Origin of the sequence: Micromonospora sp. NPDC050980, assembly GCF_040653835.1 — a bacterium.
In the GTDB taxonomy this organism is placed as follows: Bacteria; Actinomycetota; Actinomycetes; order Mycobacteriales; family Micromonosporaceae; genus Micromonospora.
Window position 1 is genome coordinate 15,481 of record NZ_JBFAGS010000031.1, and the last position, 25,405, is coordinate 40,885.

At 74.3% G+C, this 25,405-nt stretch carries 28 protein-coding genes and 3 tRNA genes; 25 read left to right on the top strand and 6 right to left on the bottom strand.

Annotation, left to right across the window (positions count from 1 at the left end; all coding sequences use genetic code 11):
- Positions 1 to 252 precede the first annotated feature (252 nt).
- A complete protein-coding gene (locus AB0H28_RS27665; protein ID WP_358046237.1) occupies positions 253 to 546 on the top strand; it encodes a hypothetical protein in 294 nt (97 codons plus the stop codon).
- 56 nt (positions 547 to 602) lie between these two features.
- Here AB0H28_RS27665 and AB0H28_RS27670 read toward each other — a convergent pair whose 3' ends face one another.
- Positions 603 to 1,376 carry an SAM-dependent methyltransferase gene (locus AB0H28_RS27670; RefSeq protein ID WP_358046240.1) on the bottom strand — a complete coding sequence of 258 codons (774 nt, stop codon included), beginning with the start codon at positions 1,374 to 1,376 and terminating at the stop codon, positions 603 to 605.
- Between the two features lie 103 nt (positions 1,377 to 1,479).
- A complete protein-coding gene (locus tag AB0H28_RS27675; RefSeq protein ID WP_358046243.1) occupies positions 1,480 to 2,250 on the bottom strand; it encodes a prepilin peptidase in 771 nt (256 codons plus the stop codon).
- Positions 2,251 to 2,830: 580 nt separating this feature from the next.
- On the opposite strand from AB0H28_RS27675, the gene AB0H28_RS27680 reads away from it, so the two are divergent.
- The 12 genes from AB0H28_RS27680 to AB0H28_RS27735 all read left to right on the top strand — a co-directional run bounded on the left by AB0H28_RS27680 (position 2,831) and on the right by AB0H28_RS27735 (position 11,790).
- Positions 2,831 to 3,397, top strand: a complete 567-nt coding sequence (locus tag AB0H28_RS27680) for a hypothetical protein (RefSeq protein WP_358046303.1) — start codon at positions 2,831 to 2,833, stop codon at positions 3,395 to 3,397.
- Positions 3,398 to 3,498: 101 nt separating this feature from the next.
- On the top strand, positions 3,499 to 4,338 hold the full coding sequence (locus tag AB0H28_RS27685; protein WP_358046306.1) for a hypothetical protein: 840 nt from the start codon (positions 3,499 to 3,501) through the stop codon (positions 4,336 to 4,338).
- Complete coding sequence (locus AB0H28_RS27690) at positions 4,335 to 5,000, top strand: SAF domain-containing protein (RefSeq protein ID WP_358046246.1); 666 nt, start codon at positions 4,335 to 4,337, stop codon at positions 4,998 to 5,000. The genes AB0H28_RS27685 and AB0H28_RS27690 overlap by 4 nt, the downstream gene beginning before the upstream one ends.
- Positions 5,000 to 5,833 carry a ParA family protein gene (locus AB0H28_RS27695; protein ID WP_358046249.1) on the top strand — a complete coding sequence of 278 codons (834 nt, stop codon included), beginning with the start codon at positions 5,000 to 5,002 and terminating at the stop codon, positions 5,831 to 5,833. The genes AB0H28_RS27690 and AB0H28_RS27695 overlap by 1 nt, the downstream gene beginning before the upstream one ends.
- Positions 5,823 to 7,367: a CpaF/VirB11 family protein gene (locus AB0H28_RS27700; protein WP_358046252.1), complete on the top strand. Its 1,545-nt coding sequence runs from the start codon at positions 5,823 to 5,825 to the stop codon at positions 7,365 to 7,367. The genes AB0H28_RS27695 and AB0H28_RS27700 overlap by 11 nt, the downstream gene beginning before the upstream one ends.
- Positions 7,364 to 8,266 carry a type II secretion system F family protein gene (locus AB0H28_RS27705; protein ID WP_358046255.1) on the top strand — a complete coding sequence of 301 codons (903 nt, stop codon included), beginning with the start codon at positions 7,364 to 7,366 and terminating at the stop codon, positions 8,264 to 8,266. The genes AB0H28_RS27700 and AB0H28_RS27705 overlap by 4 nt, the downstream gene beginning before the upstream one ends.
- On the top strand, positions 8,266 to 9,126 hold the full coding sequence (locus AB0H28_RS27710; protein ID WP_358046309.1) for a type II secretion system F family protein: 861 nt from the start codon (positions 8,266 to 8,268) through the stop codon (positions 9,124 to 9,126). Before AB0H28_RS27705 ends, AB0H28_RS27710 begins: the two co-directional genes overlap by 1 nt.
- Before the next feature lie 25 nt (positions 9,127 to 9,151).
- On the top strand, positions 9,152 to 9,355 hold the full coding sequence (locus AB0H28_RS27715; RefSeq protein WP_358046258.1) for a hypothetical protein: 204 nt from the start codon (positions 9,152 to 9,154) through the stop codon (positions 9,353 to 9,355).
- 77 nt (positions 9,356 to 9,432) lie between these two features.
- Positions 9,433 to 9,843, top strand: coding sequence for a TadE family protein (locus AB0H28_RS27720; RefSeq protein ID WP_358046311.1), 411 nt, complete (start codon positions 9,433 to 9,435; stop codon positions 9,841 to 9,843).
- Positions 9,840 to 10,310 (top strand): TadE/TadG family type IV pilus assembly protein, encoded by a 471-nt coding sequence (locus tag AB0H28_RS27725; protein ID WP_358046261.1) that lies wholly within the window; start codon positions 9,840 to 9,842, stop codon positions 10,308 to 10,310. Before AB0H28_RS27720 ends, AB0H28_RS27725 begins: the two co-directional genes overlap by 4 nt.
- Complete coding sequence (locus AB0H28_RS27730) at positions 10,307 to 10,738, top strand: hypothetical protein (RefSeq protein WP_358046263.1); 432 nt, start codon at positions 10,307 to 10,309, stop codon at positions 10,736 to 10,738. The genes AB0H28_RS27725 and AB0H28_RS27730 overlap by 4 nt, the downstream gene beginning before the upstream one ends.
- 14 nt (positions 10,739 to 10,752) lie before the next feature.
- Positions 10,753 to 11,790, top strand: coding sequence for a LysM peptidoglycan-binding domain-containing protein (locus AB0H28_RS27735; protein WP_358046266.1), 1,038 nt, complete (start codon positions 10,753 to 10,755; stop codon positions 11,788 to 11,790).
- An 18-nt stretch (positions 11,791 to 11,808) separates the two neighbouring features.
- Here the strand turns inward: AB0H28_RS27735 and AB0H28_RS27740 are convergent, their stop codons facing one another.
- Positions 11,809 to 12,660 carry a Rieske (2Fe-2S) protein gene (locus AB0H28_RS27740; RefSeq protein ID WP_358046269.1) on the bottom strand — a complete coding sequence of 284 codons (852 nt, stop codon included), beginning with the start codon at positions 12,658 to 12,660 and terminating at the stop codon, positions 11,809 to 11,811.
- Positions 12,661 to 12,740: 80 nt separating this feature from the next.
- On the opposite strand from AB0H28_RS27740, the gene AB0H28_RS27745 reads away from it, so the two are divergent.
- Complete coding sequence (locus AB0H28_RS27745; RefSeq protein ID WP_358046272.1) at positions 12,741 to 13,208, top strand: nitroreductase family deazaflavin-dependent oxidoreductase; 468 nt, start codon at positions 12,741 to 12,743, stop codon at positions 13,206 to 13,208.
- 123 nt (positions 13,209 to 13,331) lie between these two features.
- Complete coding sequence (locus AB0H28_RS27750) at positions 13,332 to 14,096, top strand: crotonase/enoyl-CoA hydratase family protein (protein ID WP_358046274.1); 765 nt, start codon at positions 13,332 to 13,334, stop codon at positions 14,094 to 14,096.
- 5 nt (positions 14,097 to 14,101) lie between these two features.
- Here AB0H28_RS27750 and AB0H28_RS27755 read toward each other — a convergent pair whose 3' ends face one another.
- Entirely contained in the window at positions 14,102 to 15,586 is a 1,485-nt protein-coding gene (locus AB0H28_RS27755; RefSeq protein WP_358046277.1) for an FAD-dependent oxidoreductase, read from the bottom strand.
- Positions 15,587 to 15,678: 92 nt separating this feature from the next.
- Between AB0H28_RS27755 and AB0H28_RS27760 the strand changes: the two genes are divergently transcribed.
- Positions 15,679 to 16,779, top strand: a complete 1,101-nt coding sequence (locus AB0H28_RS27760) for a serine hydrolase domain-containing protein (protein WP_358046280.1) — start codon at positions 15,679 to 15,681, stop codon at positions 16,777 to 16,779.
- A gap of 10 nt (positions 16,780 to 16,789) precedes the next feature.
- On the opposite strand, the gene AB0H28_RS27765 is transcribed toward AB0H28_RS27760, so the two are convergent.
- Together AB0H28_RS27765 and AB0H28_RS27770 are read right to left on the bottom strand one after the other, a co-directional pair.
- Positions 16,790 to 18,112 (bottom strand): deoxyribodipyrimidine photo-lyase, encoded by a 1,323-nt coding sequence (locus AB0H28_RS27765; RefSeq protein WP_358046282.1) that lies wholly within the window; start codon positions 18,110 to 18,112, stop codon positions 16,790 to 16,792.
- Positions 18,109 to 19,023, bottom strand: coding sequence for a phytoene/squalene synthase family protein (locus tag AB0H28_RS27770; RefSeq protein ID WP_358046285.1), 915 nt, complete (start codon positions 19,021 to 19,023; stop codon positions 18,109 to 18,111). Before AB0H28_RS27770 ends, AB0H28_RS27765 begins: the two co-directional genes overlap by 4 nt.
- A 65-nt stretch (positions 19,024 to 19,088) precedes the next feature.
- Between AB0H28_RS27770 and AB0H28_RS27775 the strand changes: the two genes are divergently transcribed.
- From AB0H28_RS27775 to AB0H28_RS27815, 9 genes are all read left to right on the top strand, one after another.
- A complete protein-coding gene (locus AB0H28_RS27775; protein ID WP_358046288.1) occupies positions 19,089 to 20,243 on the top strand; it encodes a polyprenyl synthetase family protein in 1,155 nt (384 codons plus the stop codon).
- Between the two features lie 29 nt (positions 20,244 to 20,272).
- A complete protein-coding gene (gene crtI / locus AB0H28_RS27780; protein ID WP_358046314.1) occupies positions 20,273 to 21,754 on the top strand; it encodes a phytoene desaturase family protein in 1,482 nt (493 codons plus the stop codon).
- The gene (idi, locus tag AB0H28_RS27785; protein WP_358046291.1) at positions 21,751 to 22,344 is read left to right on the top strand and encodes an isopentenyl-diphosphate Delta-isomerase; all 594 of its coding nucleotides are present in this window, start codon (positions 21,751 to 21,753) and stop codon (positions 22,342 to 22,344) included. Before crtI ends, idi begins: the two co-directional genes overlap by 4 nt.
- Positions 22,334 to 23,281: a MerR family transcriptional regulator gene (locus tag AB0H28_RS27790; protein WP_358046294.1), complete on the top strand. Its 948-nt coding sequence runs from the start codon at positions 22,334 to 22,336 to the stop codon at positions 23,279 to 23,281. The genes idi and AB0H28_RS27790 overlap by 11 nt, the downstream gene beginning before the upstream one ends.
- Before the next feature lie 74 nt (positions 23,282 to 23,355).
- Positions 23,356 to 24,153 (top strand): polysaccharide deacetylase family protein, encoded by a 798-nt coding sequence (locus AB0H28_RS27795; RefSeq protein WP_358046297.1) that lies wholly within the window; start codon positions 23,356 to 23,358, stop codon positions 24,151 to 24,153.
- Between the two features lie 143 nt (positions 24,154 to 24,296).
- Positions 24,297 to 24,369: transfer RNA gene (locus AB0H28_RS27800), tRNA-Glu, on the top strand.
- Between the two features lie 33 nt (positions 24,370 to 24,402).
- Positions 24,403 to 24,476, top strand: a tRNA-Asp gene (locus AB0H28_RS27805).
- A 75-nt stretch (positions 24,477 to 24,551) separates the two neighbouring features.
- Positions 24,552 to 24,625, top strand: a tRNA-Phe gene (locus tag AB0H28_RS27810).
- A gap of 360 nt (positions 24,626 to 24,985) precedes the next feature.
- Positions 24,986 to 25,327 (top strand): hypothetical protein, encoded by a 342-nt coding sequence (locus AB0H28_RS27815; RefSeq protein ID WP_358046300.1) that lies wholly within the window; start codon positions 24,986 to 24,988, stop codon positions 25,325 to 25,327.
- Positions 25,328 to 25,405 lie beyond the last annotated feature (78 nt).

The following is a 25,405-nucleotide window of genomic DNA, read 5'->3' on the forward strand; positions in this document are numbered from 1 at the left end:
CCGGAACCGGTCCGCGCCGGCGCTCCGCCGCTCGGCGCAGCATGGCGGCGAAACTCCCCGCCTCGTACGAGCCGCCCTGCTGGTGCACGATCACCGCGAAGCGGTTCGCCGCGTTGATCAGCCCGACCTGGCAGACCAGCGCCGTGACCTGGTCGTCGTCGAAGTGCTTGCGCACCTGGGCCCACGTCTCGTCGGACCCCCCTGGTGGGCATCGACGGTGACGACACTGAGCCGCCGTGCGACGATGCGGGGATGAGCAGCGACGCCGCACCCGACGTCAACGCCCTCGCCATAAACGTGGCCGTGCCGGAGCCGCTGCGCTGGACCGACACCCGGCGCGGTGCGGAGTTCACGCTGACCACACTCAACGTCCGGTTGCTGCCAGACGGGCGGCTCGCCGCGAAGGCGTACGGCCGGCCCACCGCGGGTGGACGCGGCGCGTACGTGTCGTTCCCGGTGCCCGACCGGCCGGAGCTGGCCGCGCTGGTGGCGGCGGCGGCCGACCGGGCGGCCGTGCTCTGGGCCGCCCACCGCAGCCTCGACTGACCGGCACCGCGCTCGGGGGCCGCCCGTCGCGGCCTCCACCGGACCGGCACCGCGCCTCAGCGGCGCACGCCCACCCCGCCGTAGCCGTGTGACACCGCCGCCCTCGGCTCGCCGTCGGGTCGCCAGTCGGCCAGCCGGACCAGGCCGGGCTCGACCGGGTCGTAGCCGTCGAGGAAACGGGCCACCTCGGCGTGGCTGCGGGGCACCAACGGCGCACTGCTGCGGCGGTAGACCTCGGTGCCGGCCCGCGCGGGCAGCGGCGGAGCGCCGTCCAGGGTCAGGTGGGAGACCGCGAGCACGCTGCCGGGGGCGGTGGCGTCGCGCAGCCGGGCCACGGCCGCCCACGGGTCGTCCGCGTCCGGCACGAAGTGCAGCACCGCGACCAGCAGCAGCGCCACTGGCTCGGTCAGGTCGATCGTGGACCGCAGCGTCGGGTCGGCCAGCCACTCGTCGGGCCGTCGCAGGTCACCCCGGACGACCACGGTGCGGCCGTCGGTGGGCAGCAGCCGCCGGGCGTACGCGACGGCCACCTCGTCGTGGTCGACGTAGACCACCCGGGCGTCCGGGTTCACCGCACGGACCACCTCGTGCACGTTGCCCTGGGTGGGCAGCCCGGCGCCGACGTCGAGGAACTGGCGTACGCCCCGCTCGGCGGCCCAGCGCACCGCGCGCCGCAGGAAGGCCCGGTTGGTCTGGGCCGCCACCGACGTGTCCGGGAAGATCTTCAGGATCTCCTCGGCAGCGGCCCGGTCGGCGGCGAAGTTGTGGCAGCCGCCCAGGTAGTAGTCGTACATCCGGGCCACGTTGGGTCGCGTCTCAGCGTCCGTCACGCCCTGATGTCTAGCACTTCCGGCGACGCTTCGCTGACCCGTGGTGACCGCATGTTAATAAGGGGCCCCTCCTCTACCAGATGCGTTAACAAGGGGCCCCTCCTTACACCAGCAGCAGGGTGGTGGCGGTGCCGAGGATGAGGAACGGACCGAACGGCAGGTGGCTGGACCAGCGCAGTCGCCGGAGGGCGAGCAGCGCCAGCCCGGCCACCGCGGCGCCGGTGACCGCGAGCAGCAGCCCGGCCACCAGCACCGGCCAGCCGTACCAGCCGAGCAGCGCGCCGGCGCCCAGCGCCAGCTTGGCGTCGCCCAGGCCGAATCCGCGCCGGCCGAGCAGCAGCGTGGTGGTCGCGAAGCCGGCGGCGAGGGCCAGCCCGGCCGCGACCGCCCGCACCCAGGACGCCGGGCCGGCACCGGCCAGCGCGGCCACCCCGAGCAGCGCCCACGTCCCGGCCGCCGCCGGCCAGGTCAGCCGGTCGGGCAGCCGGTGCGACGCGGCGTCCACTAGGGCCATCGGCACCGCGCAGGCGAGCCACCAGGCCAGGGCGGGCCGCGCGCCGAGCGGGCCGCCGGCCAGCACCAGCACGGCCGCCGCGACGAGCAGCGCCACCTCCGCCACGACGGGCGGCGCGCCGACGCGGGTCCGGCAGCCCGGGCAGCGGGCGGCCGGGCCGAGCGCCGGCAGCGGCCGGTCCAGCCCGATCGGGGTGCCGCAGGCGTCGCAGCCGGTCCGGTCGGGGCGGCCCGGCGGTACGGCGTAGCGGGCCACCGCCAGCCGGACCGGCGGCACGACCGCGAGGATGGCGAGCAGCCGGACGACCGGTCGACGGACGACCGCCGGCGGATGAGGTCGGTGGACCCGTTCGGTGGTCACGTCGGCTCCCCCGGTCGGCCCTCGCCGCCTCCACTTCGGAGCACGCAGCGTGATCGATTCTCGATCACGGTGTGACGGATGGCGCGGAAAGAGGCACCCGTCGGGGCCCCGGGGAGGTCGGTGCGGCCGGCGCGGGTGGGGCGGGTCCGGGCGGTGGGACGGATCGGACGAACCGGCTGGTCTCCGCCCATTCCGGCGGCGTCGGGGCGGGTCGCCCGGGGCCGGTGGACGGGTGCGGGTGGGCGCACAACTGCCACTCGGGCGACCACTGTCGACCCCCTCGTCACCGTCCGGACATGCACCGGCCCCCACCACCCGTCTTCACTCACCGTGTTCACGTGAATTGCCTCTGTTGCATCGGCTGACGTCAGCCTATGCTCGCCCCTTGGGTACGACGCAACCCCCGATCAATTGGCGTCGGAGGCCGACCGAGGACATCAGCACCACATTTGACGAAGATCAGCACAGGTAAATGCAAGCGGTGGCGATCGAGGCCCGGTCGGACAGATCCGGGCGCGCTTCCGCATGCCCGGGGCGGCTCGATGTGACCGCACCGGCCGGCACCGAGGAGGGCTCGGCGTTGCGCGTATGGCAATCCCGCCGATGGGAATCGTGCCTGCTCAGCCTCGCGCTGGTGGTCGGCGCCGCCGGCTGCGGCAGCGGGCCCGAGGTGGCCGCCGGCCCCCTGGCCGGGCGTGCCGCCGCACCCGCCGCCCGTTCCACCGCCGCGGAGAGCGCCGCCGAGAAGGCGGCACTCACCGCTTATTCCGGATATCTCGATGCCTCCCGGACGGCGAGCGCGCGCAGCGATCCCGGCCATCCCGCGCTGGACCGCTTTCTCGCCGACCCGCTGCTGACCCGGGTGCGGGTGGCAATTCGTGACGCGAAGGAGCACGGCGCGATGCGTACCGGGAAACTGGTTTCCGACCCCACCGTCGTCTCGGTCGACCTGGCCGCCGACCCGCCCACCGTCGAGATCCAGGACTGCCTGGACGCGCGTGGTTACCGGCTGGTCTACGCCAAGGACCGCAAGACCGTGCCCGGCACCCGCGGTGGGCGATACCTCGCCACCGCGACCGCGGCCCGCTACCCGGACGGCCGGTGGCTGATCAACTCCGGCGCGGCGCACCAGGACCAACCGTGCTGACCTGGGGAGGAGTCGGCGTCCCGGCCCGTGGGACCCGGGCCGGGACGCCACACCGGCGATGGTTCGCCGCCGGCCTGGTGGCGCTGCTCGCGCTGGGCGGCGTGCCCGCCCGGGCCGCCGCCGACCCGGGCGGCTCCTGCACCCCCGACCAGGTCGACTGCGACGTCTGGGACGACGACCCGGGCATCCCCGGCGAGCCCGGGGGCGGCGACGACGGCGGCGGAGGTGGCAACGGGGGCGGCGCGGCCAAGTGCCAGTGGAACGGCCGGGTCATCCCCTGCTACGACGAGCAGCTCGGCTGGTTCAACAACGGCGACGGCTGCTACTACAAGCTCGCCGAGCCGCAGCAAGACGCGCCGGCCGGGCAGCAGTGGTATCAGCTCACCTGCAACGGGGGCGACGTCGGCAGCATGCGGCAGCAACTGCTCGACGCCCCGCCGCCCGGTTACGGCGCCCCGCCCGACCCGGAGGAACTGGCCCGCCGCGCGCTGGCCTCGATCTCGCTGCTGCGCCCCCGGGCCGCGGTCGCGCCCCGACGCAGCAAGGGCCCCGGGCTGGTCGGCCTGCCGGTCTGGATGTGGGCCAGCCCCGGCGCGTCCTACTTCGGGCCGCTGCACGCCTCGGCCTCCGACCGAGGGCTGACCGTCACGATCACCGCGAAGGTGACCCGGATCGTCTGGCACATGGCCCCCGGCCTCGACGTCGAGTGCACCGGGCCGGGCACCCCCTACAGCGCGAACGGGCCGCGGGCCGGCAGCTACTCGCCCGACTGCGGCCTGCGCAACGGCTACCCGAAGGCCGGCACCTACCAGGTGCACGCCACCACGTTCTGGACCGTCGAGTGGTCGTCCAGCGGCGGGGAGACCGGCGAGATCGCCCAGAGCCGGGTCAGCGGTGTCGTCCCGGTGCAGATCAACGAACTTCAGGTGGTGACCCGATGAGTGTGGTGGCAGCCCGCAACGGGACCCCGGTGGAGGCGCCGGTGGCGCCGCCGAAGGTGGTCCGGCAGCGACGGATCCGACCCGGCCTGCTCGGCCTCGCGATCCTGCTCATCGCGCTCGGTGGCCTGGGGGCGGCGTTCGCGGTCACCTCGGTGCGATCCACCGGCAGCTACCTCGCGGTGGCCCGGCCGGTCGAGGTGGGCCAGCAGCTCACCGCCGAGGACCTGGTGCCGGTGCGCGTCTCCGGCGGGCGTGAGCTGCGGCCGGTGCCGGCCGACCGGATGACGGAACTCCTCGGCCTGCGCGCCGCCGTCCGGCTCACCCCGGGCACGCTGCTCACCCCGGCCCAGCTCACCGACGCCCCCCTGCTCGGCCCCGGCCAGCAGCAGATCGCCCTCGGGCTCTCCGCCGACCAGGTGCCGGCCCGCGAGCTGCACCCCGGCGACAAGGTGCTGCTGGTCAGCACGCCGGACACCAGCTCCAGCAGCGGCGAGGCGACCCGCGGCGGCGGCACCCGGTTCGAGGCCACCGTGATCGACACCGCCGCGCAGCAGAGCGACGACGTCGTCGTCTACCTGGCCCTGGCCGTCCGGGACGTGCCGGCGGTGGTGGTGCTGGCCGCCGACGACCGGCTCGCGGTCGTGCTCACCGAGGCCGCCTGATGGCGATCATCGCCCTGGTCTCGGCGAAGGGTTCGCCGGGCGTCACCACCACGGCGCTTGCCGCCACGCTGAGCTGGCACCGCCGGCTCGTGCTGGCCGAGTGCGACCCGTCGGGCGGCTCGATCCTCGCCGGCTACCTCGGCGGGGCGCTCGACGGCCCACGCGGCATCGGCGAACTGGCCGTCGGCGAGCTGCGCGACGGCAGCCTGGAACGCACGTTCTGGTCCCAACTCGTCGACCTGGACGCGCCCCGCCGGGAACGGCTGCTGCTGCCCGGCGTGGTCGACCCGGCGCAGGCCGGCAGCGTGGTGCCGCTCTGGCAGCGGTTCGCCGACTACTTCACCGGGCTGGAACGGGGTGAACCCGCCTACGACGTGCTCGTCGACTGCGGCCGGCTGGCGGTCGGCGGTCCACCGTGGCCGCTGCTGCGCGCCGCCGCCGTGGTGCTGCTGGTCACCCGCGCGCACCTGCCCGACCTCTCCGCCACCCGGGCCACGGTCCGGGCGATCGAACGGGACCTCACCGAACACCGCGTCCCGCCCGGGAACCTGCGCCTGCTGGTGGTCGGCGACGGGCACGGCACCAGCGAGATCAGCAAGGTGCTGCGGCTGCCGGTGATCGCCCGGCTGCCGCACGACCCACGTACGGCCGAGGTGCTCGCCCACGGCGGCACCGTGCGGGCCAACCGGCCGCTCATGCGCGCGGCCGGCGCGCTGGAGGTGCCGGTCCGGGCGCTGCTGGACCGGCGCCGGGCCCGCCTGGCCTGGCCCGGCGCGACCGCGACGGCCACCGCGCCAACACCCGCCACGCAGGGGGTGCCCGGTGCGGTTTGAGCCGGTCTCGCACGACCCGCGCGGGCAGCAGCACGGCGTCGTCTCCACCGTCCCGCCGCTGGCCCCGCCGAACGGGCGGCATCACGTCGCCGGCCCGGCGCTGCCCGCCGTCCCGCCGGCGCCACCGCCGCGCCCCCGGGTCGACTTCGCGGTGGTCCGCGAGCTGCGTCGGGAGCTGAGCGAGCGGCTCACCCAGTGGCAGCGCGGGCGGGAGTTCGACGCCGACGCCGAGGAGGTCGAGCGGGCCCGGCTGGCCGTCGCGGTGGTCTCCGCGTACGCCGACGCGGTGCGCCGGGGCGGCACCCCGATGCCGGCCGACGCGGAGCGGCTCCTGCTCGACCAGGTGACCGCCGAGCTGGTCGGGCTGGGCCGGCTCCAGACGCTGCTGGTCGACGACACCATCGAGGAGGTGCACATCCTCGGCTGCGACCAGGTGCGCATCACCCGGCACGGCGGCGGCGTCGACTGGGCCGAGCCGATCGCCGAGACCGACGACGAGCTGGTGGAGATCCTCCAGGCCGCCGCCCGCCGGGCCGGCGCCACCGAGCGGTCGCTCTCCACCTCCAAGCCCACGCTCGACCTGCAACTGCCCGACGGCAGCCGGCTCGCCGCGGTCTTCCTGGTCAGCCACCGCCCCTACGCGGTGATCCGCAAGCACAACACGCTCGACGTGAGCCTGGAGGACATCGCCGGCGGCCGGCCCGACCTGGACGAGATGATCGACCCGTTGCTGCGCGACTTCCTCCGCGCGTCCATGCGGGCCGGGTTGAACATCATGGTCGCCGGGCTGGCCGGGGCCGGCAAGACCACTGTCATCCGGGCGTTGATGGACGACATCCCCGCCGACGAGCCGTACGTGCTGCTGGAGGAGAGCCGCGAGTTGCTGCCGGCCCGGCGCGGGCACAAGCACCGGGCGGTGATGAGCTTCGAGTCGCGGGAGGGGCACGGCGAGCGCGGCGCGGACGGGCGACCCGCCGGTGAGGTGAGCATCGCCGACCTGATCCCGGTGTCGCTGCGGATGGGCGTGCTGCGGATCATCGTCGGCGAGGTGCGGTCCCGGGAGATCGTGCCGATGCTCCAGGCGATGACCACCAGCCGCGGGTCGATGTGCACCATCCACGCCCGTACCCCGGCCGGGGTGAGCGAACGGATCATCGAGCTGGCGCTCTCCCACGGCCGGGAGATGACAGTCGACCAGGCCCGCCGGATGGCCGGCAACGCGCTCGACCTGATCGTCTACGTCACGGTCGAGGACGAGACCGCGATCGGTGGCCGCAAGCACCGCTTCGTCTCGCACGTCGAGGAGGTCATCGGCGTCGGCGAGGGCAACCGGATCACCACCACCACGGTCTTCGGCCCGGGGCCGGACGGCCGGGCGGTCCCGCGCCACCTGCCCGAGCGGATCCGCGACCAACTGCTGCGGGTCGGCTACGACGCCCGGTTGCTCACCCGGTTCGTCGAGGCCGGGGTGGGCGCCTGGCGGCGTCCCCGGCACACCCGCCTCGGACGGCGGCCGAACGGGGGCCCGGCGTGACGCAGATCGAACTGATCGCACTCGTGTCCGGCGCGGCCTGCGTGGCCGGGCTGGTGCTGACCGTGGTCGCGCTGGTCGGCACCCGCCGGCCGCCGGGGTCGACGCCGGGCACCGCCGGGCCCGGCCTGAGCCGGCTCTGGACCGGCTCCGGGGCCGGCCGCGCCGAGCAGCGTCGCCACCAGTTCCTGCTCGGCGGCGCGGTGGTCGCCGGGGCGCTGGCGTTCCTGCTCACCGGGCTGCCGGTGGTCGGGTTGCTGGTGGCGCTCGCGGTGCCCGGGGTGCCGTGGCTGTTCGCGGTCGGCCGGGCCGAGCAGCGGGCCATCGCCCGGGTCGAGGCGGTCGGTGAGTGGACCCGGCGGCTGAAGGACATCTCCGCCACTGGGCAGGGGCTGCAACAGGCCATCGTCGGCACCATCTCGACCGCGCCCGAGCAGATCCAGGAGGAGGTACGCACGCTGTCTGCCCGCCTCCAGGCCGGCTGGACCGCGCGCTCCGCGCTGCTCGCCTTCGCCGACGAGATCGCCGACCCGGTGGCCGACCAGGTGGTGGCCGCGCTGATCCTGCACCTCACCGACCGGGGCGAGCGCCTCGGCGACGTGCTCGGCTCGATCGCCGGCGCCGCGTCCGCCGAGGTGGCGACCCGCCGTGAGGTGGAGGCGAAGCGGACCCAGCCCCGCTTCGCGGTCCGGTTCCTCACCGGCATGACGCTGGCGACGCTGGCGTACGGGCTGCTGAACAGCGACTACATCCGTCCCTACGGGACGGTGACCGGGCAACTCGTGATGGCGGTGCTCGGTGCGGCCTTCATCGGGTTGCTGGTCTGGGTGCGGTCGATGAGCCAACCGCCACGCCCGGCGCGCTTCCTGCCGGCCCCCGACCCGCAGGAGGCGATCGCGTGATCCTGAATTGGCAGCTTGTCATCGCCGTGCTGGGCGGGTCGGCGGTCGGGCTCGGCCTCTTCCTGGCGGTCCGGGAGGCGCTGCCGGCCACCCCGGCGCTCGGCCCGGCCCTGCGCCGGCTGCACCAGCCGCCCGGCCAGGCGCCGGTGGCCGGTGCCGGGCCGGACTGGCTGGGCGGCTTCGCCCGCTGGCTGCGCCCGCCGACCCGGCAGCTCGTACTGCTCGACCGGACGCCCGAGCAGTACGCCCTGTCGGTGCTGCTCTCCGCGCTGATCGGGTTCGCCACCCCGGCGGTCGCCTCGGCCGTGCTGTTCCTCGGCGGGGTGAACCTGCCGGTGGCCGTGCCGGTGCTGGCCAGCCTGGGCCTGGCGCTGGCCGCCGGCCTGATCGCGCACCGCGCGGTGCTGACCAAGGCCGACGCCGCCCGGGACGAGTTCCGGCAGGCGGTCTGCACCTACCTCGACCTGGTGGCGTTGCAGCTCTCCGCCGCGCACGGCCCGGTGCAGTCGCTGGAACGCGCGGCGGCGGTCTGCGACGGCTGGGTGTTCGACCGGATCCGGGAGGCGTTGCGGCTGGCCCAACTCCAGATGCACTCGCCGTGGGACGAGTTGCAGGAGCTGGCCGACCGGATCGGCATCCCGGAGCTGAGCGACGTGGGCGCGATCATGCGCTCCTCCGGCAGCGAGGGCGCCCAGGTGCACGAGACGTTGCGCTCCCGCGCCGACTCGCTGCGCGACCAGATCCGCACCGACAACCTGACCCGCGCCGAGGGGGTGACCAGCAAGTTGGACATTCCCGGTTCGTTGCTGGTCTTCGTCCTGCTCGGCTTCGCCGTCTACCCGTTCCTGGCCCGCCTGTGACATCCGTTCCGGAGAAGGAGAAGACATGTTCCTCTACACCTACCTGTACTCGGCGGTGAGCGACCGCCTCGCCGAGCTGCGTCGCGACGGTGAGCGCGGTGACAGCCCGGTGCCGACCGCGGTGATCATCTTCGGCCTGGTCGCGGTGGCCATGGCGGTCACCGCGCTCGCCCTGACCAAGGCGAACGACTGGATGAACGCCATCCCGAACAACACCCAGCCGAAGTGACGCACCGCCCCGCCCGTACGGTCCGGAGCCGGCCGGCGACCGCCGGGCGGCCCACCGGTCCGCGCGGTCCGGGGCGGATCGTCGCCACCGTTCGCGCCCGCCTCGACGCGGGCGGGCGCGAACGGGGCGCCAACCCGGTCGAGCTGGCCGTGATGATGCCGGCGATCCTGGTGCTGCTCTTCGGCTCGATCCAGGTCGCCGTCTGGTTCGTCGCCCGGTCGACCGCGCTCAACGCGGCGCAGAGCGGAGTGAACGCCCAGCGCTCGTTCGACGCCGCGCCGGGCGCGGGGCGGGATCAGGCGATCACCTTCCTGCGCCGCTCCGGTGACTGGCTGGTCGGCTGGGACAGGGCCGGTCCGACCTGCGTACGGACCGCCACGGAGGTCACCTGCACGGTGCGCGGGCGCTCGCTGTCGGTGGTGCCCGGCGTGGACTTCGAGGTCGTGCAGACCGCGCACGGCCCGACCGAACGGTGGACCACGGGATGAGAGCGGCGGCCCGGGACCGCGGTTCCGTCTCGATCGAGGTGGCGGTGCTCGCCCCCGCCTTCATCGGGTTGATGGTGCTCGCCGGCGTGGCCGGCCGGACCGCGGTCGCCGACGAGGCGGTGGAGTCGGCCGCGCACGACGCCGCCCGGGCCGCGTCGCTCGCCCGGACGGCCCGTGACGGCGAGCGGGCGGCCGAGCAGGCGGCCCGCGACCAGCTCGACTGGTCGGGCCTGCGGTGCACCGCCCCGCCGACGCTCGACCTGGCCGGGTCGGTGGCCGGCAGACCGACCACGTTCAGGCGCGCGTACCGCAGCGCCGCCGGCGTGCCGGCGACCGTGACGGTCACCGTGACCTGCACCGTTTCCTTCGACGACCTGCGCGCGCCCGGCCTGCCCGGGGTGCCGGGCAGCAAGACCGTCTCGGCGCGTTTCACCTCGCCGCTGGACACCTACCGGAGCCGGGGATGACGCGGCGCGGCGCGGAGAGCGGGCGGGTGAGCCTCTTCCTGGCGGTGGCGATGACCGGCGTCCTCGGCATCGTCGGCCTCGCCTACGACGGTGCCGGGCAGTTGCGGACGCTGCAACGCGCCGACAACCTGGCCGCCGAGGCGGCCCGCAGCGGCGGCCAGATGATCGACCGGGCGAGCGCCGTCGAGGGCGGGCCGACGCGGATCGACCAGGTTGCCGCCCGCGCGGCCGTCGCCGACTACCTCCGCGCCGCGGGCGGGGTCGGCGGCCACGACGTCGACTTTCCGGTGGTCGGCGCCGAGACCCAGATCCGGGTACGCGTGCGCATCACCTACCGCCGCGACCTGATCGGTCTGTTCGGCGGGCAGAAGACCGCCACCGTCACCGGTGAGGCCACCGCTCGGGCGCTCACCGCGCCACCACCGTAGGAAGGAAGGCCGCCATGGGTGCACCAGGACGTTCCGCCGCCCGCCGGGCCGGTCAGGTCCTCACCGGGCTCGGCGCCCTCGTCGTGCTGGTCGGGGTGCTGACCGGCGGGCCGGTGGCGCTGCTGGCCTTCGCCGGCAACCCGCTGCCCGACCACCTGCCCACGCTGGCCGAGGTGGGTACGGCGTTGACCAGCCGCGACGACGGGCAGCTCTTCCTGCGGGCGCTGGCCGTGGTGGGCTGGTTCGGTTGGGCCACGTTCGCGTTCTCGGTGGTGGTGGAGCTGCTCGCGTCGGCGTTGCGCCGGCCCGCACCGAAGCTGCCCGGGATGCACCGCCAGCAGCGGGCCGCCGCCGCGCTGGTCGGCTCGGTGGCGCTGATCCTGGCGGCGAGTCCGGCCGCGGCGAGCGCCGCCGCGCTGACGGCCCCGCAACCGGCGGTCGCCGCGCCGGCCGTCACCACCGCATACTCCGCGCCGCGGGTCGCCACGCCGGTGCCGGACGCCGATGGCCCGGCGGTCTACCGGGTCGCGAAGGGTGACTATCTGGGCGAGGTGGCGGACCGCTACCTGGACGACTTCGACCGCTACCGGGAGCTGGCCCGGATGAACCGGCTCGCCGACCCGGACCGGATCCGTCCCGGTCAGCTGATCGAGCTGCCCGGTGGCGCGGTGGACGACGGCGCCCGGCGGCACGCCGCGGGCCGGCTGGTGGTGACGCCGGGTAAGCCGGCACCGGGGAAGCCCGCACCGGGGAAGCCGGCACCGGGGAAGCCCGCCGGGGCGTCCTCGGCGGCTGCGAAGCCGAAGCCCGCGCCGGACACGCCGGCCCGGGACGCCACGCCCACGGTGGAGGCACCGGACGGGCAGCAGCCGGCGATGGCCGCGGGTGCGTCCCGGGCCACGGCCGAGGAGGGAATTAACCGCCCGCTGGCCATCTCGGCGGTGTTGGCGGTGGCGAGCATCGTGGGTGCGCAGATCGGCGCGGTGCTCGGGCTGCGGCGCCGGCCGGTGCCGGCGCGCGCGTCGGGCAGCGGACGGCACCGGCGGGACTGAGATCGCCGGGCCGGGCTGTCAGGGCAGCCGGGCCTCGACCCGGCCGGCGACCACGCGGGTAGGGAGGACGACCTGGTCGTTGGCGGCCGGGCCGTGCACCACCTCGCCGCCGTCGAGGCGGAACGCGCTGCCGTGCCACGGGCAGACCACGCAGGCGTGACCGTCGATCTGCCGTACCTCGCCCTCGCCGAGCGGCCCGCTCTGGTGGGGGCAGCGTTCCAGCAGCACGCTGACGTCGTCGCCCTGCCGGTAGAGCAACACCGACACGTCGTCGATCCGCCGGGTGACAAGTTCCCGCTGCGGCAGGCTGCTCAGCTCGCCCAGCGCGTGCCAGCCGTCGCCGATCAGGTGCAGGTCGGAGATGCTCTGGCTGACCTGGGCGCCCTGCTTGTAGGCCAGGTGCCCGCCCAGGTAGGCCCCGCCACCGGCGGCGGACAGCCCCAGGTAGGCCAGGGCCCGGCCGAGTCCGTGCCGTCCGTTCAGCCGGGCGGCCAGCGAGCCGGCGTAGAGGGTGAGCCCGACGACGTTGGCCCCGGCGTGGACCAGCCCGATCCGGCGCTGGTCGCGGGAGAGGGCCGCCCAGTCGTTCCATCCGGCGACCGCCGCCGGCAACGCGCTGACCGTGCCGAGCCCGACCAGGGCGGTGGCGGCCCGGCGCTGGCCGGGCAGCAGGTCCACCATGGCGGCGGAGATCCACGCGCCCACCGGGACCTGCACCATCGCGGGGTGCAGCGGGTGGCCCAGCCAGACGCCGTGCAGCGCGTCCCGGACCCGTTGCGAGCTGAGCGTGCCCTGGACGGCGCGTTGCAGCCGGTCACCCACCCGGTCGAGCCCGGATGCCTGTTCGAGTTTCGTCAGTAGTCGGCGCACCTGTTCCGACTTCCCGGCAGCGGAGCACCCAAACCGGACGCCGGGGAATTCTGTCCTGGCCGTCGGCGTACGGTCGGCTCATGGCTCGTCGTCGTATCCCCCGCTGGCTGGCCCGCGCGCCGATCCCGCTCTACCGCCACGGATTGGGCCGGCTGCTCGGCCGCCGACTGATGATGTTGGAGCATCGGGGCCGCCGCTCCGGCCTGCCCCGGTACGTGGTGCTGGAGGTCGTCGACCGGGAGCCGGGCGCGCTCTTCCTCGCCTCCGGCTACGGTCCGGGGTCGCAGTGGTTCCGCAACGTGCGCGCCGATCCGGCGGTGCGGGTGTGGAGCGGGGCGGACCAGGGCGTCCCGGCGCGGGCGACGGTGCTGGATGGCGAGGAGGTGCGGCGGCGGCTGGCGCGCTACCGGCAGCGGCACCGGCGGGCCGCCCCGGCGCTGGGCCGCGCCCTCGGCATCCCCGAGCTGACCGGCGACGCCCCACTGCCGGCCGACGTCGACACCCGCCTCCCCCTGGTCCGCCTCGACCTCCCCACCCCCGCCCGCTAATTCACGGAAATAGTGGTCATCCCGAGCTGGATGGGGACTATTTCCGTGAATTAGCGGCGGAGTGGTGGGCGGCGGAGTGGTGGGCGGTGGCGCGGTAGGTGCTGGGGCGGGCATGCTGGGGGCGTGGGGGTACGCGTTGAGCACGCCGGCGCCGTGAGCACTGTGGTACTGGACCGGCCGGAGGCCCGTAACGCCGTGGACGGGCCGACCGCGCGGGCGCTGGCCGACGCGTTCCGCGCCTTCGACGCCGACCCCGACGCGGCGGTGGCCGTGCTCTGGGGCGCGGGCGGCACGTTCTGCTCCGGCGCCGACCTCAAGGCGATCGGCACCCCGAGGGGCAACCGGGTCGAGGCCGAGGGCGACGGCCCGATGGGCCCCACCCGGATGACACTGTCCAAGCCGGTGGTCGCCGCGATCTCCGGGTACGCGGTGGCCGGCGGCCTGGAGTTGGCGCTCTGGTGCGACCTGCGGGTCGCCGAGTCGGACGCGACGCTCGGGGTGTTCTGCCGGCGGTGGGGGGTGCCGCTGATCGACGGCGGGACGGCCCGCCTGCCCCGACTGATCGGGGAGAGCCGGGCGATGGACCTCATCCTCACCGGGCGGGCGGTGCCGGCCGGCGAGGCGTACGCGATGGGGTTGGTGAACCGGCTGGTCGCGCCGGGTTCGGCCCGGGCGGAGGCCGAGCGGCTGGCCGCCGAGATCGCCCGGCACCCGCAGACCTGCCTGCGCAACGACCGGGCGGCGATGCTCGCGGGTGCCGGCCGGCCGGAGCCGGAGGCGCTCGCCGTGGAGCTGGCCTACGGGATGGAGTCGCTGGCCGTGGACGGGGCGCGGGGTGCCGGCCGGTTCGCCGCCGGCGCCGGCCGGCACGGTGCGCCGGCCGGCTGAGGCGGTCACTTCAGGTCGCGCAGCGCGTCGGAGATGGCCCGGTGGAACGTCGGGTACGCGTAGATCATGTGCCGGAGCTGGCTGATCGGCACCGCCGCGTGCACGGCCAGCACAAGCGCGGAGAGCACCTCGCCGCCGGCCGGGCCGGCCGAGGTGGCACCGACCAGCACGCCCTGGTCGGCGTCGACGACCAGCTTGATGAAGCCGGCGTTGCCGGTCTTGTGGATCCAACCCCGGGCCGACGAGGTCAGGTCGGTGTGGCCGACCTGGACGTTGATGCCGCGCTCGCGGGCCTGCTGCTCGGTCAGGCCGACCGCGCCCACCTCGGGGTCGGTGAAGGTGACCCGGGGCAGCGCCCGGTAGTCGGCGACCGGGACGCTGCCCGGCGCGGCGGGCGAGCCGCCCGCGCTCATCGCCCCGCCGACCGCGCTGACCACACCGGCCGCGCCGCCGACCACGCTTGCGGTGCCGCTGGCGTCCGGGCCACCCTTGGTCCGGCGCATGTGGTCGAGCACGTCGGCCACCACGATGCCGGCCTGGTACATGGCGATGTGGGTGAACGCGCCCTCCCCGGTGAGGTCGCCGACCGCCCAGATGTCGTCGGTGACGTGCATCCGCCCGTCGACCGCCAGGTAGCGCTGCCCGGCGTGCACGCCGACCGTGTCCAGCCCCAGCTCCTCCAGGTGGGCCCGGCGGCCGGTCACCACCAGCAACTTCTCGCCGGTGAAGGTGGCGCCGTCGGCGTGGATGGTGAACTCGTCGCCGTCGTGGCTGACCCGGCCGGCCTTGACCTCGGTGTGGATCTCCACCCCGTCGGCGCGCAGCGCCTCGGCGGCGAGCGCGGACGCCTCCGGCTCCTCGACGGCGAGCACCCGGTCGGCCGCCTCGACGACGGTGACCCGGACGCCGAACCGGGCGAACACCTGCGCCAACTCCAGCCCGATCGCGCCGCCGCCGAGCACCAGCAGCGTCCGGGGCAGCTCCTCGACCTCGATGGCCTGGTGGTTCGTCCAGTAGGGCGTGTCGGCCAGCCCGTCGATCGGCGGGATCGAGGGGCGGGTGCCGGTGCCGAGGACCACCCCGTAGCGGGCCTCGAAGGCCTGGTCGCCGACGCGTACCCGGTTGCGGCCGTCGAGCCGGCCGCTGCCGCGCACGAACCGGCCGCCCTTGCCGGTGAACCGGTCCACCGCCGCCGCGTCGTCCCAGGTGTCGGTGGCCTCCTGCCGGATGCGCTTCGCCACCGGCGCCCAGTCGGGCCGCACCTCGGCGGCGCCGGCCAGCTCGTTCACCCGGTGCGCCTCGGCCAGCGCGTTCGCCGCCCGGATCATCATCTTGCTCGGCACGCACCCCCAGTAGGGGCACTCGCCGCCGACCAGGTCCCGTTCGACGCCGACCACGTCGAGGCCGGCCTCGGCGAGCCGCCCGGCCACCTCCTCGCCGCCGACGCCGAGCCCGACCACGACCACGTCCACCACTTCCGGCTCCGCCATCCCGCAAGCATTCCGCACCGCCGGTTGTCGGGCCACCGGACCCGGCCGTAATTCCTCCGCCGGTAATGAGTGCGACGGCCTACCGTGACCGGATGCATGCGCGCTTCGCCCCGGTCCGGGACGCCTTCCACGACCTGTTCGCCACCGGCCGGGAGACCGGCGCGGCGCTCTGCGTCCGGCTCGACGGCGCGCCGGTGGTGGAGCTGGTGGGCGGCACCACGGCGGCGGTCCCGCCGGGCGTGATGGTGCCGGTCGTCGGCGCGGACCGGCCGTGGCGGCCGGACACGCTCGTCGACGTCTACTCGGCGGGCAAGCCGGTGGCGGCGCTCTGCCTGCTGCTGCTTGTCGACCGGGGCCGGGTGGAGTTGGACGCGCCGGTGGCCGCGTACTGGCCGGGGTTCCGCGCCCCGGCCACCGTGCGGCAGGTGCTCGACCACACCGCCGGGCTGCCCGCCTTCCCGGTGCCCCGGCCCGCCGCCGCGATCGTCGACTGGGACCTGCTCTGCGCCGACCTGGCCGCCGCCGAGCCGGAGTGGACGCCGGGCACCGTCGCGGGCGAGCACGCCTGGACGTACGGACACCTGGTGGGCGAGGTGGTCCGCCGGGTGGACGGGCGGTCGGTGGGCCGCTTCCTGGCCGAGGAGATCGCCGGTCCGTGGCGGCTGGACCTGGCCTTCGGGCTGAGCGCGGCCGACCGGCGGCGGTGCGCCGACCTGTCCTACGGCGACCCGGGCTGGCCGGACCGGATGCGCGGTGAGCCAGGGTCGCTGCGGGCCCGGGCGCTGGACAACCCGCCGGGTGGTCGGGACGTCGCCGTGGTGAACGGCGACCGGTGGCGGGCCGCCGAGATCCCGGCGGTGAACCTGCACGCCTCCGCGTCCGCGCTGGCCCGGCTCTACGCGGGCCTGCTCGCCGGCGGCACGCTGGACGGGGTACGCCTCTTCAGCCCGGACGTGGTCGCCGAGGCGACCCGGGTGCAGTACGCCGGCCCGGACCTGGTGCTGGGTCGGACGGCGCACTGGACGCTCGGCATGCAGTGGGAGCCGGACGGCAGTTGGGGCATGGGCGGGATCGGCGGCAGCAGCGCATGGGCGGACCCGGCACGCGGTTACACCTGCGCGTACGTGACGGCGCGGTTGGCCGACCACGACCGGGTGGACGAGCTGGTCGAGGCGTTGCACTCCTGCCTGTGACCGGTTCGGATCAGCGCAACCAGACCGGGTCGGCGCCGGGCACCTCCAGCGGCGGTGGGTAGTCGAGCGTCCGACGCGTCTCGTCGGGCAGCCGCCACGGCTGGTGCACCGCCTTGCCCGTCACCGACTCCAGCTCCGGAACCCAGCGCCGCACGTACGCGCCGTCCGGGTCGTAGCGCTCGGCCTGCCGCACCGGGTTGAAGCCCCGGTACGGACGGCTGTCGTTGCCGGTGCCGGCCACCCACTGCCAGTTGCCCGAGTTGTTGACCCGGTCGCCGTCGAGCAGCCAGCGGAAGAAGACCTCCAACCCGGGCCGCCAGTCCAGCCCGAGGTGCTTGGTGAGGTAGCCGGCGGTGATCAGCCGGGCCCGGTTGTGCATCCAGCCCTCGGCGCGCAGTTGCCGCATGCCGGCGTCCACGATCGGCATCCCGGTGCGGCCCTCGGTCCAGGCCGCCAGCGCGTGCCCGTCCTCCCGCCAGTCCTCCCGGGCGCCCCGCCGGTAGGCGGTCGTGGACAGCTCGGGAAAGCCGGCGACGACCTGGTGATAGAAGTCGCGCCAGCAGAGCTGCCGGACGAACGGCCCGTCCCGGTCGCCGGCCCGGTTCGCCACCGCCAGCGGGGACACGCAACCCCACCTGAGATACGGGCTGAGCCGGGAGGTGTCGTCGGCGGCCATGTCGTCGTGGATGTCGTCGTAGCGGTCGAGCGTGGGCAGCCAGGACCTGAGGCGGCGCTGGGCGACGCTCTCCCCGCCCTCGGCGGCGTCCGGGCTGTCGCCCTTCGGCGGTTCCGGGAGCCGGCCCGGGTCGACGCCGTCGGGCAGCCGGATCCGCTTCGGCGCGGCCAGTTCGTCCCGGAGCCGCACCCCCTGCCAGGCGCGGAAGTAAGGGCTGAACACCCGGTAGTGGTCGCCGCCGGTCGGCCGCAGCGCGCCCGGTTCGACGATGGTCAGCCCGGGGAAGAGCCGCAGGAACATGCGGTGCCGGTCGCACTCGGCACGCAGGCGGCGTTCCCGGCGGTGGGCGTGGCGGCTCACGTCCGCGGAGAGGCCGATGCCCTCGGCGCCCACCTTGCGGGCCAGCTTGATCGTCTCGGCCACCGGGTCGCCACGCCGGACGACCAGGTCGCCGCCGCGCTCGCGCAGGGCCTCGCGTAGCTCGGTCAGGCTCTGGTGGAGGAACCGGGTGCGGTTCGGCGAGAGCTTCTGCAGCGCCGGGTCGAGCACGTAGAGCGGCACCACCCGGTCGAACGCCGAGGCGGCCGTGGCCAGCGCCGGGTGGTCGTGCACCCGCAGGTCGCGGGTGAACAGCACGACGGCCGTACGCCCGCTCATCCGGCCGGGGCGGGGCCGGGCACCCGGACCGGGGTGCCGGTCGGGGTGAGCAGCGAGCGCGCGGCCACCGCCATCCGCCGCCGCTGCGGCACCAGGGCCCGGCGCACGAAGACGTCGAAGCCCTGCCCGGCGACCTCGTCGAGGATCCCGCCGTAGAGCGCGTACGCGGTGCGCATGCACGCCTGCGAGGCGGGGTTGAGCAGCGGGATGCCGGGCGCGGCGGCGAGGTAGTGGGCCTGGGCGCGGGTCACCTCGTACTCGATCAGCTCGCGGATCGCCGGCGTGGTACGCCCGGCGGCCTTGGCGGCGAGCAGGTCGTCGCGGGTGACGTCGAACTTGGCCAGGTCCTCGTCCGGCAGGTAGGTGCGGCCCCGGTCGAGGTCCTCGGCGACGTCCCGGATGAAGTTGGTGAGCTGGAACGCGAACCCGAGCTGGCGGGCCGGCTCGCGGGCGGCGGCCGGGTCGGAGCTGCCCAGGATCGGCAGCATCATGGTGCCGATGACGGCGGCCGAGCCCTCCATGTAGTCGAGCAGGTCGTCGTAGGTCGGGTAGGACATGACCGTGAGGTCCATCGCCATGCTGCGCAGGAAGGACGCGAAGTCGTCGCGGTCCAGGTCGAACACGGCGATGGTGTGCAACACGGCCGGGAGCAGCGGGTCGTCGACCGACGCACCGTGCAGGCCGGCGACGAAGCGGTCGGACCACTCGCGCAGCCGGGCGGCGCGTTCGGCGGGCGGCAGGTCCTCGGTGCGGTCGACGATCTCGTCGGCGTACCGGGTGAATCCGTACAGGGCGTGCACATGCCGCCGTTTCCATGCGGGGAGCAGCCGGGTGGCGAGATAGTAGGTACGGCCGTGACGCCGGTGCAGCTCGCGGCAACGGTCATAGGCAGCGGTGAGATCCGTGTCCACCGGCCCTCCTCGGTTTTCGACGCAGCAATCGACGCAACTCGTAACCCTAGGGTACGCTCCCTCACATGGCCAACGACGCAGTTGCGGGTAATGCGCTCCGCGTCGCGCCGGCACAGCCGGAAGCGACGGACGATCCGGTCAACGGCGTGCTGGCCGCGTTCACGAAGGACCTGATCACCGGCATCGACGACACGCTCGCCGCGTTCCTGGCCGCCGAGGTCGACTCGCTCACCGAGATCGACGCAGCGATGGGCGGTTTCGCCGCCACGGCACGCGACGCCGTGCTGGCCGGCGGCAAGCGGGTGCGTCCCACGTTCGCCTACTGGGGCTGGCGGGGCGTGATCGGCGGTGACGGGCCGCTGCCCTCGGTGCTGCCCGCGCTGGCCGCGCTGGAGCTGCTGCACACGTTCGCCCTGGTGCACGACGACGTGATGGACGCCTCCGACACCCGGCGCGGTCGGCCCACCGCCCACCGCGCCGCCGCCGCGCGGCACCGCGCCGCCGGGCACACCGGCGACCCCGACCGCTACGGCGAGGCGGTCGCCGTGCTCATCGGCGACCTCTGCATGGTCTGGGCCGACCGGCTGATGGCGCACGCCGCCCTGCCGGCCGACCGGCTGCTCGACGTGCGCCGCTGCTACGACCAGATGCGGGTGGAAACGGTCGCCGGTCAGTTCCTGGACGTGCTCGGCGAGCACGACGCGGCGAACTGGACGGTCGACCGGGCGCTGCGGGTGGCCCGCTACAAGACCGCCAGCTACACCGTCCAGCGACCGCTGCTCTTCGGCGCCTGCCTCGCCGGCGTCGACCCGGACGGCCCGTTGATCGCCGCGTACACCCGCTACGGGCTCGCCGTCGGCGAGGCGTTCCAGCTCCGTGACGACCTGCTCGGCGTCTACGGCGACCCGGCGACCACCGGCAAGCCGGCCGGGGACGACCTGCGCACCGGCAAGCCGACCGCGCTGCTGATGCTGGCTCGGCAGCTCGCCGACCCCGCCCAACGCCGCGCGCTGGACCGGGCCGGCGCGGTCACCGGCGACCGCGAGGTGACCCGGCTGGCCGACCTGGTCCGGGACACCGGCGCCACCGCCCGGGTGGAACGGATGATCTCCGAACGGGTGACCGAGGCGCTGACCTCGCTCGCCACCGCACCGATCGACGAGACCGCGCGCACCGCGCTGACCGGCCTCGCCACCGCCGCCACCGCGCGGCGGTCCTGATGAGCAACCTCGTGAACAAGGGAGCCGGAATGCGCACCGTCAACGGACGGACCGACCGGGTGGTCGTGGTCGGCGCCGGGCTGGGTGGGCTGGCCTGCGCGCTGCACCTGGCCGGCAGCGGCCGGCAGGTGACAGTGCTGGAACGCGAGGCGGTCCCGGGCGGGCGTGCCGGCCGGCTCAGCGTCGACGGGTACGAGTTCGACACCGGTCCCACCGTCCTCACCATGCCCGACCTGATCGCCGAGGCGCTGGGCGCGGTCGGCGAGGAGCTGACCGACTGGCTCGACCTGACCCCGCTCGACCCGGCCTACCGGGCCTACTACCCGGACGGGTCGACGCTCGACGTCATCACCGACACCACCCGGATGGCCGCCGAGATCGCCCGGGTCTGCGGTCCCCGCGAGGCGGACGGCTACCTGCGCTTCGTCGACTACGCCCGCAACCTGTGGAAGTGGGAGCGGGCCGACTTCATCGAGCGCAACCTGGACGCGCCGACCGACCTGCTCACCGGCAACCTGCTGAAGCTGTTCGCCAACGGCGCCTTCCGGCGGCTCCAGACGAAGATCAACCAGTTCTTCCGCGACCCGCGTACCCAGCGGATCTTCTCCTTCCAGGCGATGTACGCGGGCCTGTCGCCGCACGACGCGCTGGCCATCTACACAGTCATCGCGTACCTCGACTCGGTGGCCGGGGTGAGTTTCCCCCGCGGCGGCATCCACGCGGTCTCCCGCGGCATGGCCGGCGCGGCCGAGAAGCACGGCGTGCAGATCCGCTACGGCACCACGGTGACCCGGGTGGAGACCGCGCACGGGCGGGCCACCGGCGTGACCACCGCCGACGGCGAGTTCGTCCCCGCCGACGTGGTGGTGCTCAACCCGGACCTGCCGGTCGCCTACCAGGAGCTGCTCCCGCCCGGCCGGCGGCGCGACCTCACCTACTCGCCGTCCTGTGTGGTGCTGCACGTCGGGTCGAAGCAGGGCTATGGCAAGATCGCCCACCACAACATCCACTTCGGACGCGCCTGGAAGGGCACGTTCGACGAGGTGATCCGGCGAGGCGAGCTGATGACCGACCCGTCGCTGCTGGTGACGAACCCGAGCCGCACCGACCCGTCGGTGGCCCCGGCCGGCAGGCACACCTACTATGTGCTGGCCCCGGTGCCGAACCTCCACCGGGCGCCGTTCGACTGGCCCGGCGACCTCACCGCGCGCTACGCCGACCAGCTCGTGACCACGCTGGAGGAGCGCGGCTACGTCGGCTTCGGCGACGGCATCGAGGTGCTGCGGGCGGTCACCCCGACCGACTGGGCGGCGCAGGGCATGGCCGCCGGCACACCGTTCGCCGCCGCGCACAGCCTCTTCCAGACCGGCCCGTTCCGCCCGTCGAACCTGCACCGGGAGCTGGGCAACGTGGTCTTCGTCGGCTCCGGCACCCAGCCCGGCGTCGGGGTGCCGATGGTGCTGATCAGTGGCAAGCTGGCCGCTTCCCGGATCACCGGGCGCATCTCATGACGGCCCGGGAAGACCACCTGGTCGAGTTGGTCGACGACGGCGGCCGGGTGATCGGCGAGGCCACGGTGGCCGCCGCGCACCAGCCGCCCGGGCGGCTGCACCGGGCCTTCTCGGTGCTGCTGGTCGACCCGGCCGGCCGGGTCCTGCTCCAGCGGCGGGCCGCGGTCAAGACCCGGTTCCCGCTGCGTTGGGCCAACTCCTGCTGCGGGCACCCGCTGCCCGGCCAGTCGTTGACCGAGGCCGCCAACCGCCGGCTCGCCGAGGAACTCGGCCTCGACCCGGTGGACCTGACCGAGGTGGGGGTCTACCTCTACTACGCCGAGGACCCCGCCACCGGCCGGGTCGAGTTCGAGTACGACCACGTGCTGCGCGCGGACGTTCCCGCCGAGCTGCCCACCCGGCCCGACCCGGACGAGGTGGCCGAGCTGCGCTGGGCCGACCCGGGCGCGGTGTCGGCCGACCTCGACGCCGACCCCCGCGCGTACGCCCCCTGGCTGGGTGGCGTGGTGAACCGGCTGCTGCACCCGGCCGGCCCGCCCCGGTCGGACGCGCCCACCACCGAGGCACCGGAGCGGTCGGGTGGCCGATGAGGCGCTGAGCGCGGGGGCCGTCGCGCGCCGTCTGGGCGTGGCGGTCACCACGCTACGAACCTGGCACCAGCGCTACGGCCTCGGTCCCAGCGAACACGTGCCGGGTCACCACCGGCGCTACACGCCGGCCGACCTCGCGCGCCTGGAAATCATGCGACGGCTCACCACGGAGGGGATCGCGCCCGCCGAGGCGGCCCGTTGGGCACGGCAGGCGCCGGCCGTGCTGCCGCCGGAGCGGGTCGGCCTGAAGGCCGGCGCCGCCTCGGTCCGCGACGGCGGCGGCACCGCCATCCCGGTCGGCCGGGCCGGGCCGGTCGCCCGGGGCCTGGCCCGCGCCGCCATGCGACTGGACTCGGTGACGATCGGCCGCACCATCGCCGAGGCGCTGGCCGCGAACGGCGTGGTGGCGACCTGGGAGGGGCTGCTCCGGCCGGTGCTCGCCGGCATCGGGGAACGGCACGTCGCCACCGCCGGGCTGATCGAGGTGGAGCACCTCGTGTCCCGGTGCGTGTCCGAGGCGTTCGCCTCGGTGGCCCGGGCGCATCCCACCGTCGGCCCGCCCCGGATCCTGCTCTCCTGCGCCGACGAGGAGCAGCACTCGCTGCCGCTGGAGGCGCTGGCCGCCGCGCTGGCGGAGGCGGGGGTGAGCTATCGCATGCTCGGCGCCCGGGTGCCGGTGGCCGCGCTCGTCGAGGCGGTCAACCGGACCGGTCCGGCGGCCGTGGTGCTCTGGTCGCACACCCGGGCCACCGCCGACCCGCACCAGCTCGCCGCGCTGCTCGCCGTCCCGCGCCGGCCGCTGCTGGCGCTGGCCGCCGGGCCCGGCTGGCGAGCCGATTCGCTGCCGGCGGGCGTGGTCCGGCCGGTCGACCTGGCCGAGGCGCTCTCGCTGGCCGTCGCGGTGCGGGATTCGCTGGACCAGTCGACCGCGGGCTGAGGCCCCTCTCCCGCTCGGGGACGCCGTCCACTACGGTCGGAAAGTCCGTCCCCGACCCCCTCCGGGAGCGACAGATGCGTCCACGCACCGTCATGGTGTTCGCGCTTGGCCTGGTGCTCCTCGTCACCGGCTGCGGCGGCCCGGGCAAGACTCCCGAGAAGGTCGCCGCCGGCCCGTCCGCCTCGGCCACGCCGAAGCCGGTCCCCAGCCCGAAGCCGAAGCCGAAGCCGACCCCCACCGTCGCGCCACCGAAGCCGAAGCTGCGACCGTTGCCCAAGACGCTCCCGGCCGGCCTGCACCGGCGCAGCGGGAGCCCGGGGGTGGCGCTCACCTTCGACGACGGGCCGGATCCGCGCTACACCCCGCAGATCCTGGCCCAGCTCCGGGCGGCGCACGTCACTGCGACGTTCTGTCTGGTCGGCCGGCAGGCGAAGCGCTATCCGGAGCTGGTGGCCCAGATCGTGCGGGAGGGTCACCAGCTCTGCAACCACAGTTGGCGGCACGACGTGGATCTCGGCCGGCGCCCGCTCGCCGAGATCCGGGCCGACCTGGAACGAACGAACCGGGCCATCCACGCCGCCGCACCGAAGGCCCCGATCACCTGGTTCCGCCAGCCCGGCGGCCGGTGGACCGCCGAGGAACTCACCGTCGCCCGGCAACTCGGGCTGCGTCCGCTGCACTGGAGCGTGGACCCGCAGGACTGGGACCATCCGCCGGCCAAGAAGATCATCAAGCGGGTGGAGTCCGCCAGCAAACACGGGTCGGTGGTGCTGATGCACGACGCAGGCGGCGACCGGACCCAGACGATGACCGCCTGCCGGCGCCTGATCCCGGATCTCAAGCGCCGGTACGGCATCGTCCAGCTGCGCTGACCTGCGGTTTCACTCCACGATGCGCCTGCTGCCATACCGGTTTGGCCGTCCGAGGAGGCATGGCATATGCTTCTCATGCCTCCGGCGGGGCCGGATGGGAGCAAGTCCGCTTGAAGTTGCGAGTGTGCAATGATGGCGGGGCCGCCCTCATCGTCTAGCGGCCCAGGACGCCGCCCTTTCAAGGCGGTAGCACGGGTTCGAATCCCGTTGGGGGCACGATCCGGCTCGCGCCGGTTGCAACACCAGCCAGGTCCTGTGGAGCAGTTGGAGTGCTCGCCGCCCTGTCAAGGCGGAGGTCGCGGGTTCAAGTCCCGTCAGGACCGCAAGCGCTGACGCCGCGCACACCCTGCGCGGCGTTCTGCGTATCGGCCCGTGCGGTAGCATGTGCCGAGCACCACGGCCAGGTAGCTCAGTTGGTACGAGCGTCCGACTGAAAATCGGAAGGTCGGCGGTTCGACCCCGCCCCTGGCCACATAGCCTTTCGCCGGGCTACAGAGATCCCCACCAGCCGAAACGCCGGTGGGGATCTTGCTTTATGGCCCCCGCCGCATCGATCGCCAATGCCCGTGGTTGACCGCCCGTGGCCGGTGTTTGCCGCCGCGTGTCGTACGCCGATCGCACAGCCGGTCCAGGCCCAGGGTCTAGCTCTCACGGTGATTCGGTCCATCAAATCGGACTCTGGTGCGTGTGAGTCCACTATGGGACGCTGGGAACGCGGGGGATCAATGTTGATCATTTCCCCCTAGCGAGGTGCGGCTAGCTTGATCGGGGACGGGAAGGCAGAGCGCTGGCGAACAACAGCAACAAGAGCGGACGACGGCGCTTAGTCGACATGTCGACCCAACCGGAAGAGGAGGTGTACCGCCGGCCAACCTGCCCGCCAGCCGAGGAGGAGCTGATCGATGCGGACCTTGCAGAAGGTCACAGGATCATCATGCGACCGCGCTGGTACAAGGGCCGGATCGTAGACTTCGCGCTTCAACAGCTGACCCAGCGGGAAGACGGAGAGTGGGCTGAGGTGGCCCGGATCGACTGCTGCCACAGCACCATCCATCGACATCAGTTCACGTTCGACGGCAAGGACCTCTACGACCATCGGGTGATTCAGCAGATACCGAAAGAAGGATGGGACGTTGTAAACGCGGCATATGACGCAGCGGGACTGTACAAATAACGGCTGATCGACCGATCAAGGGAGAGACGCCAGATGACGACCGAGACCACCGTGGGACAGCCGGCCGCTGAGCCGTCG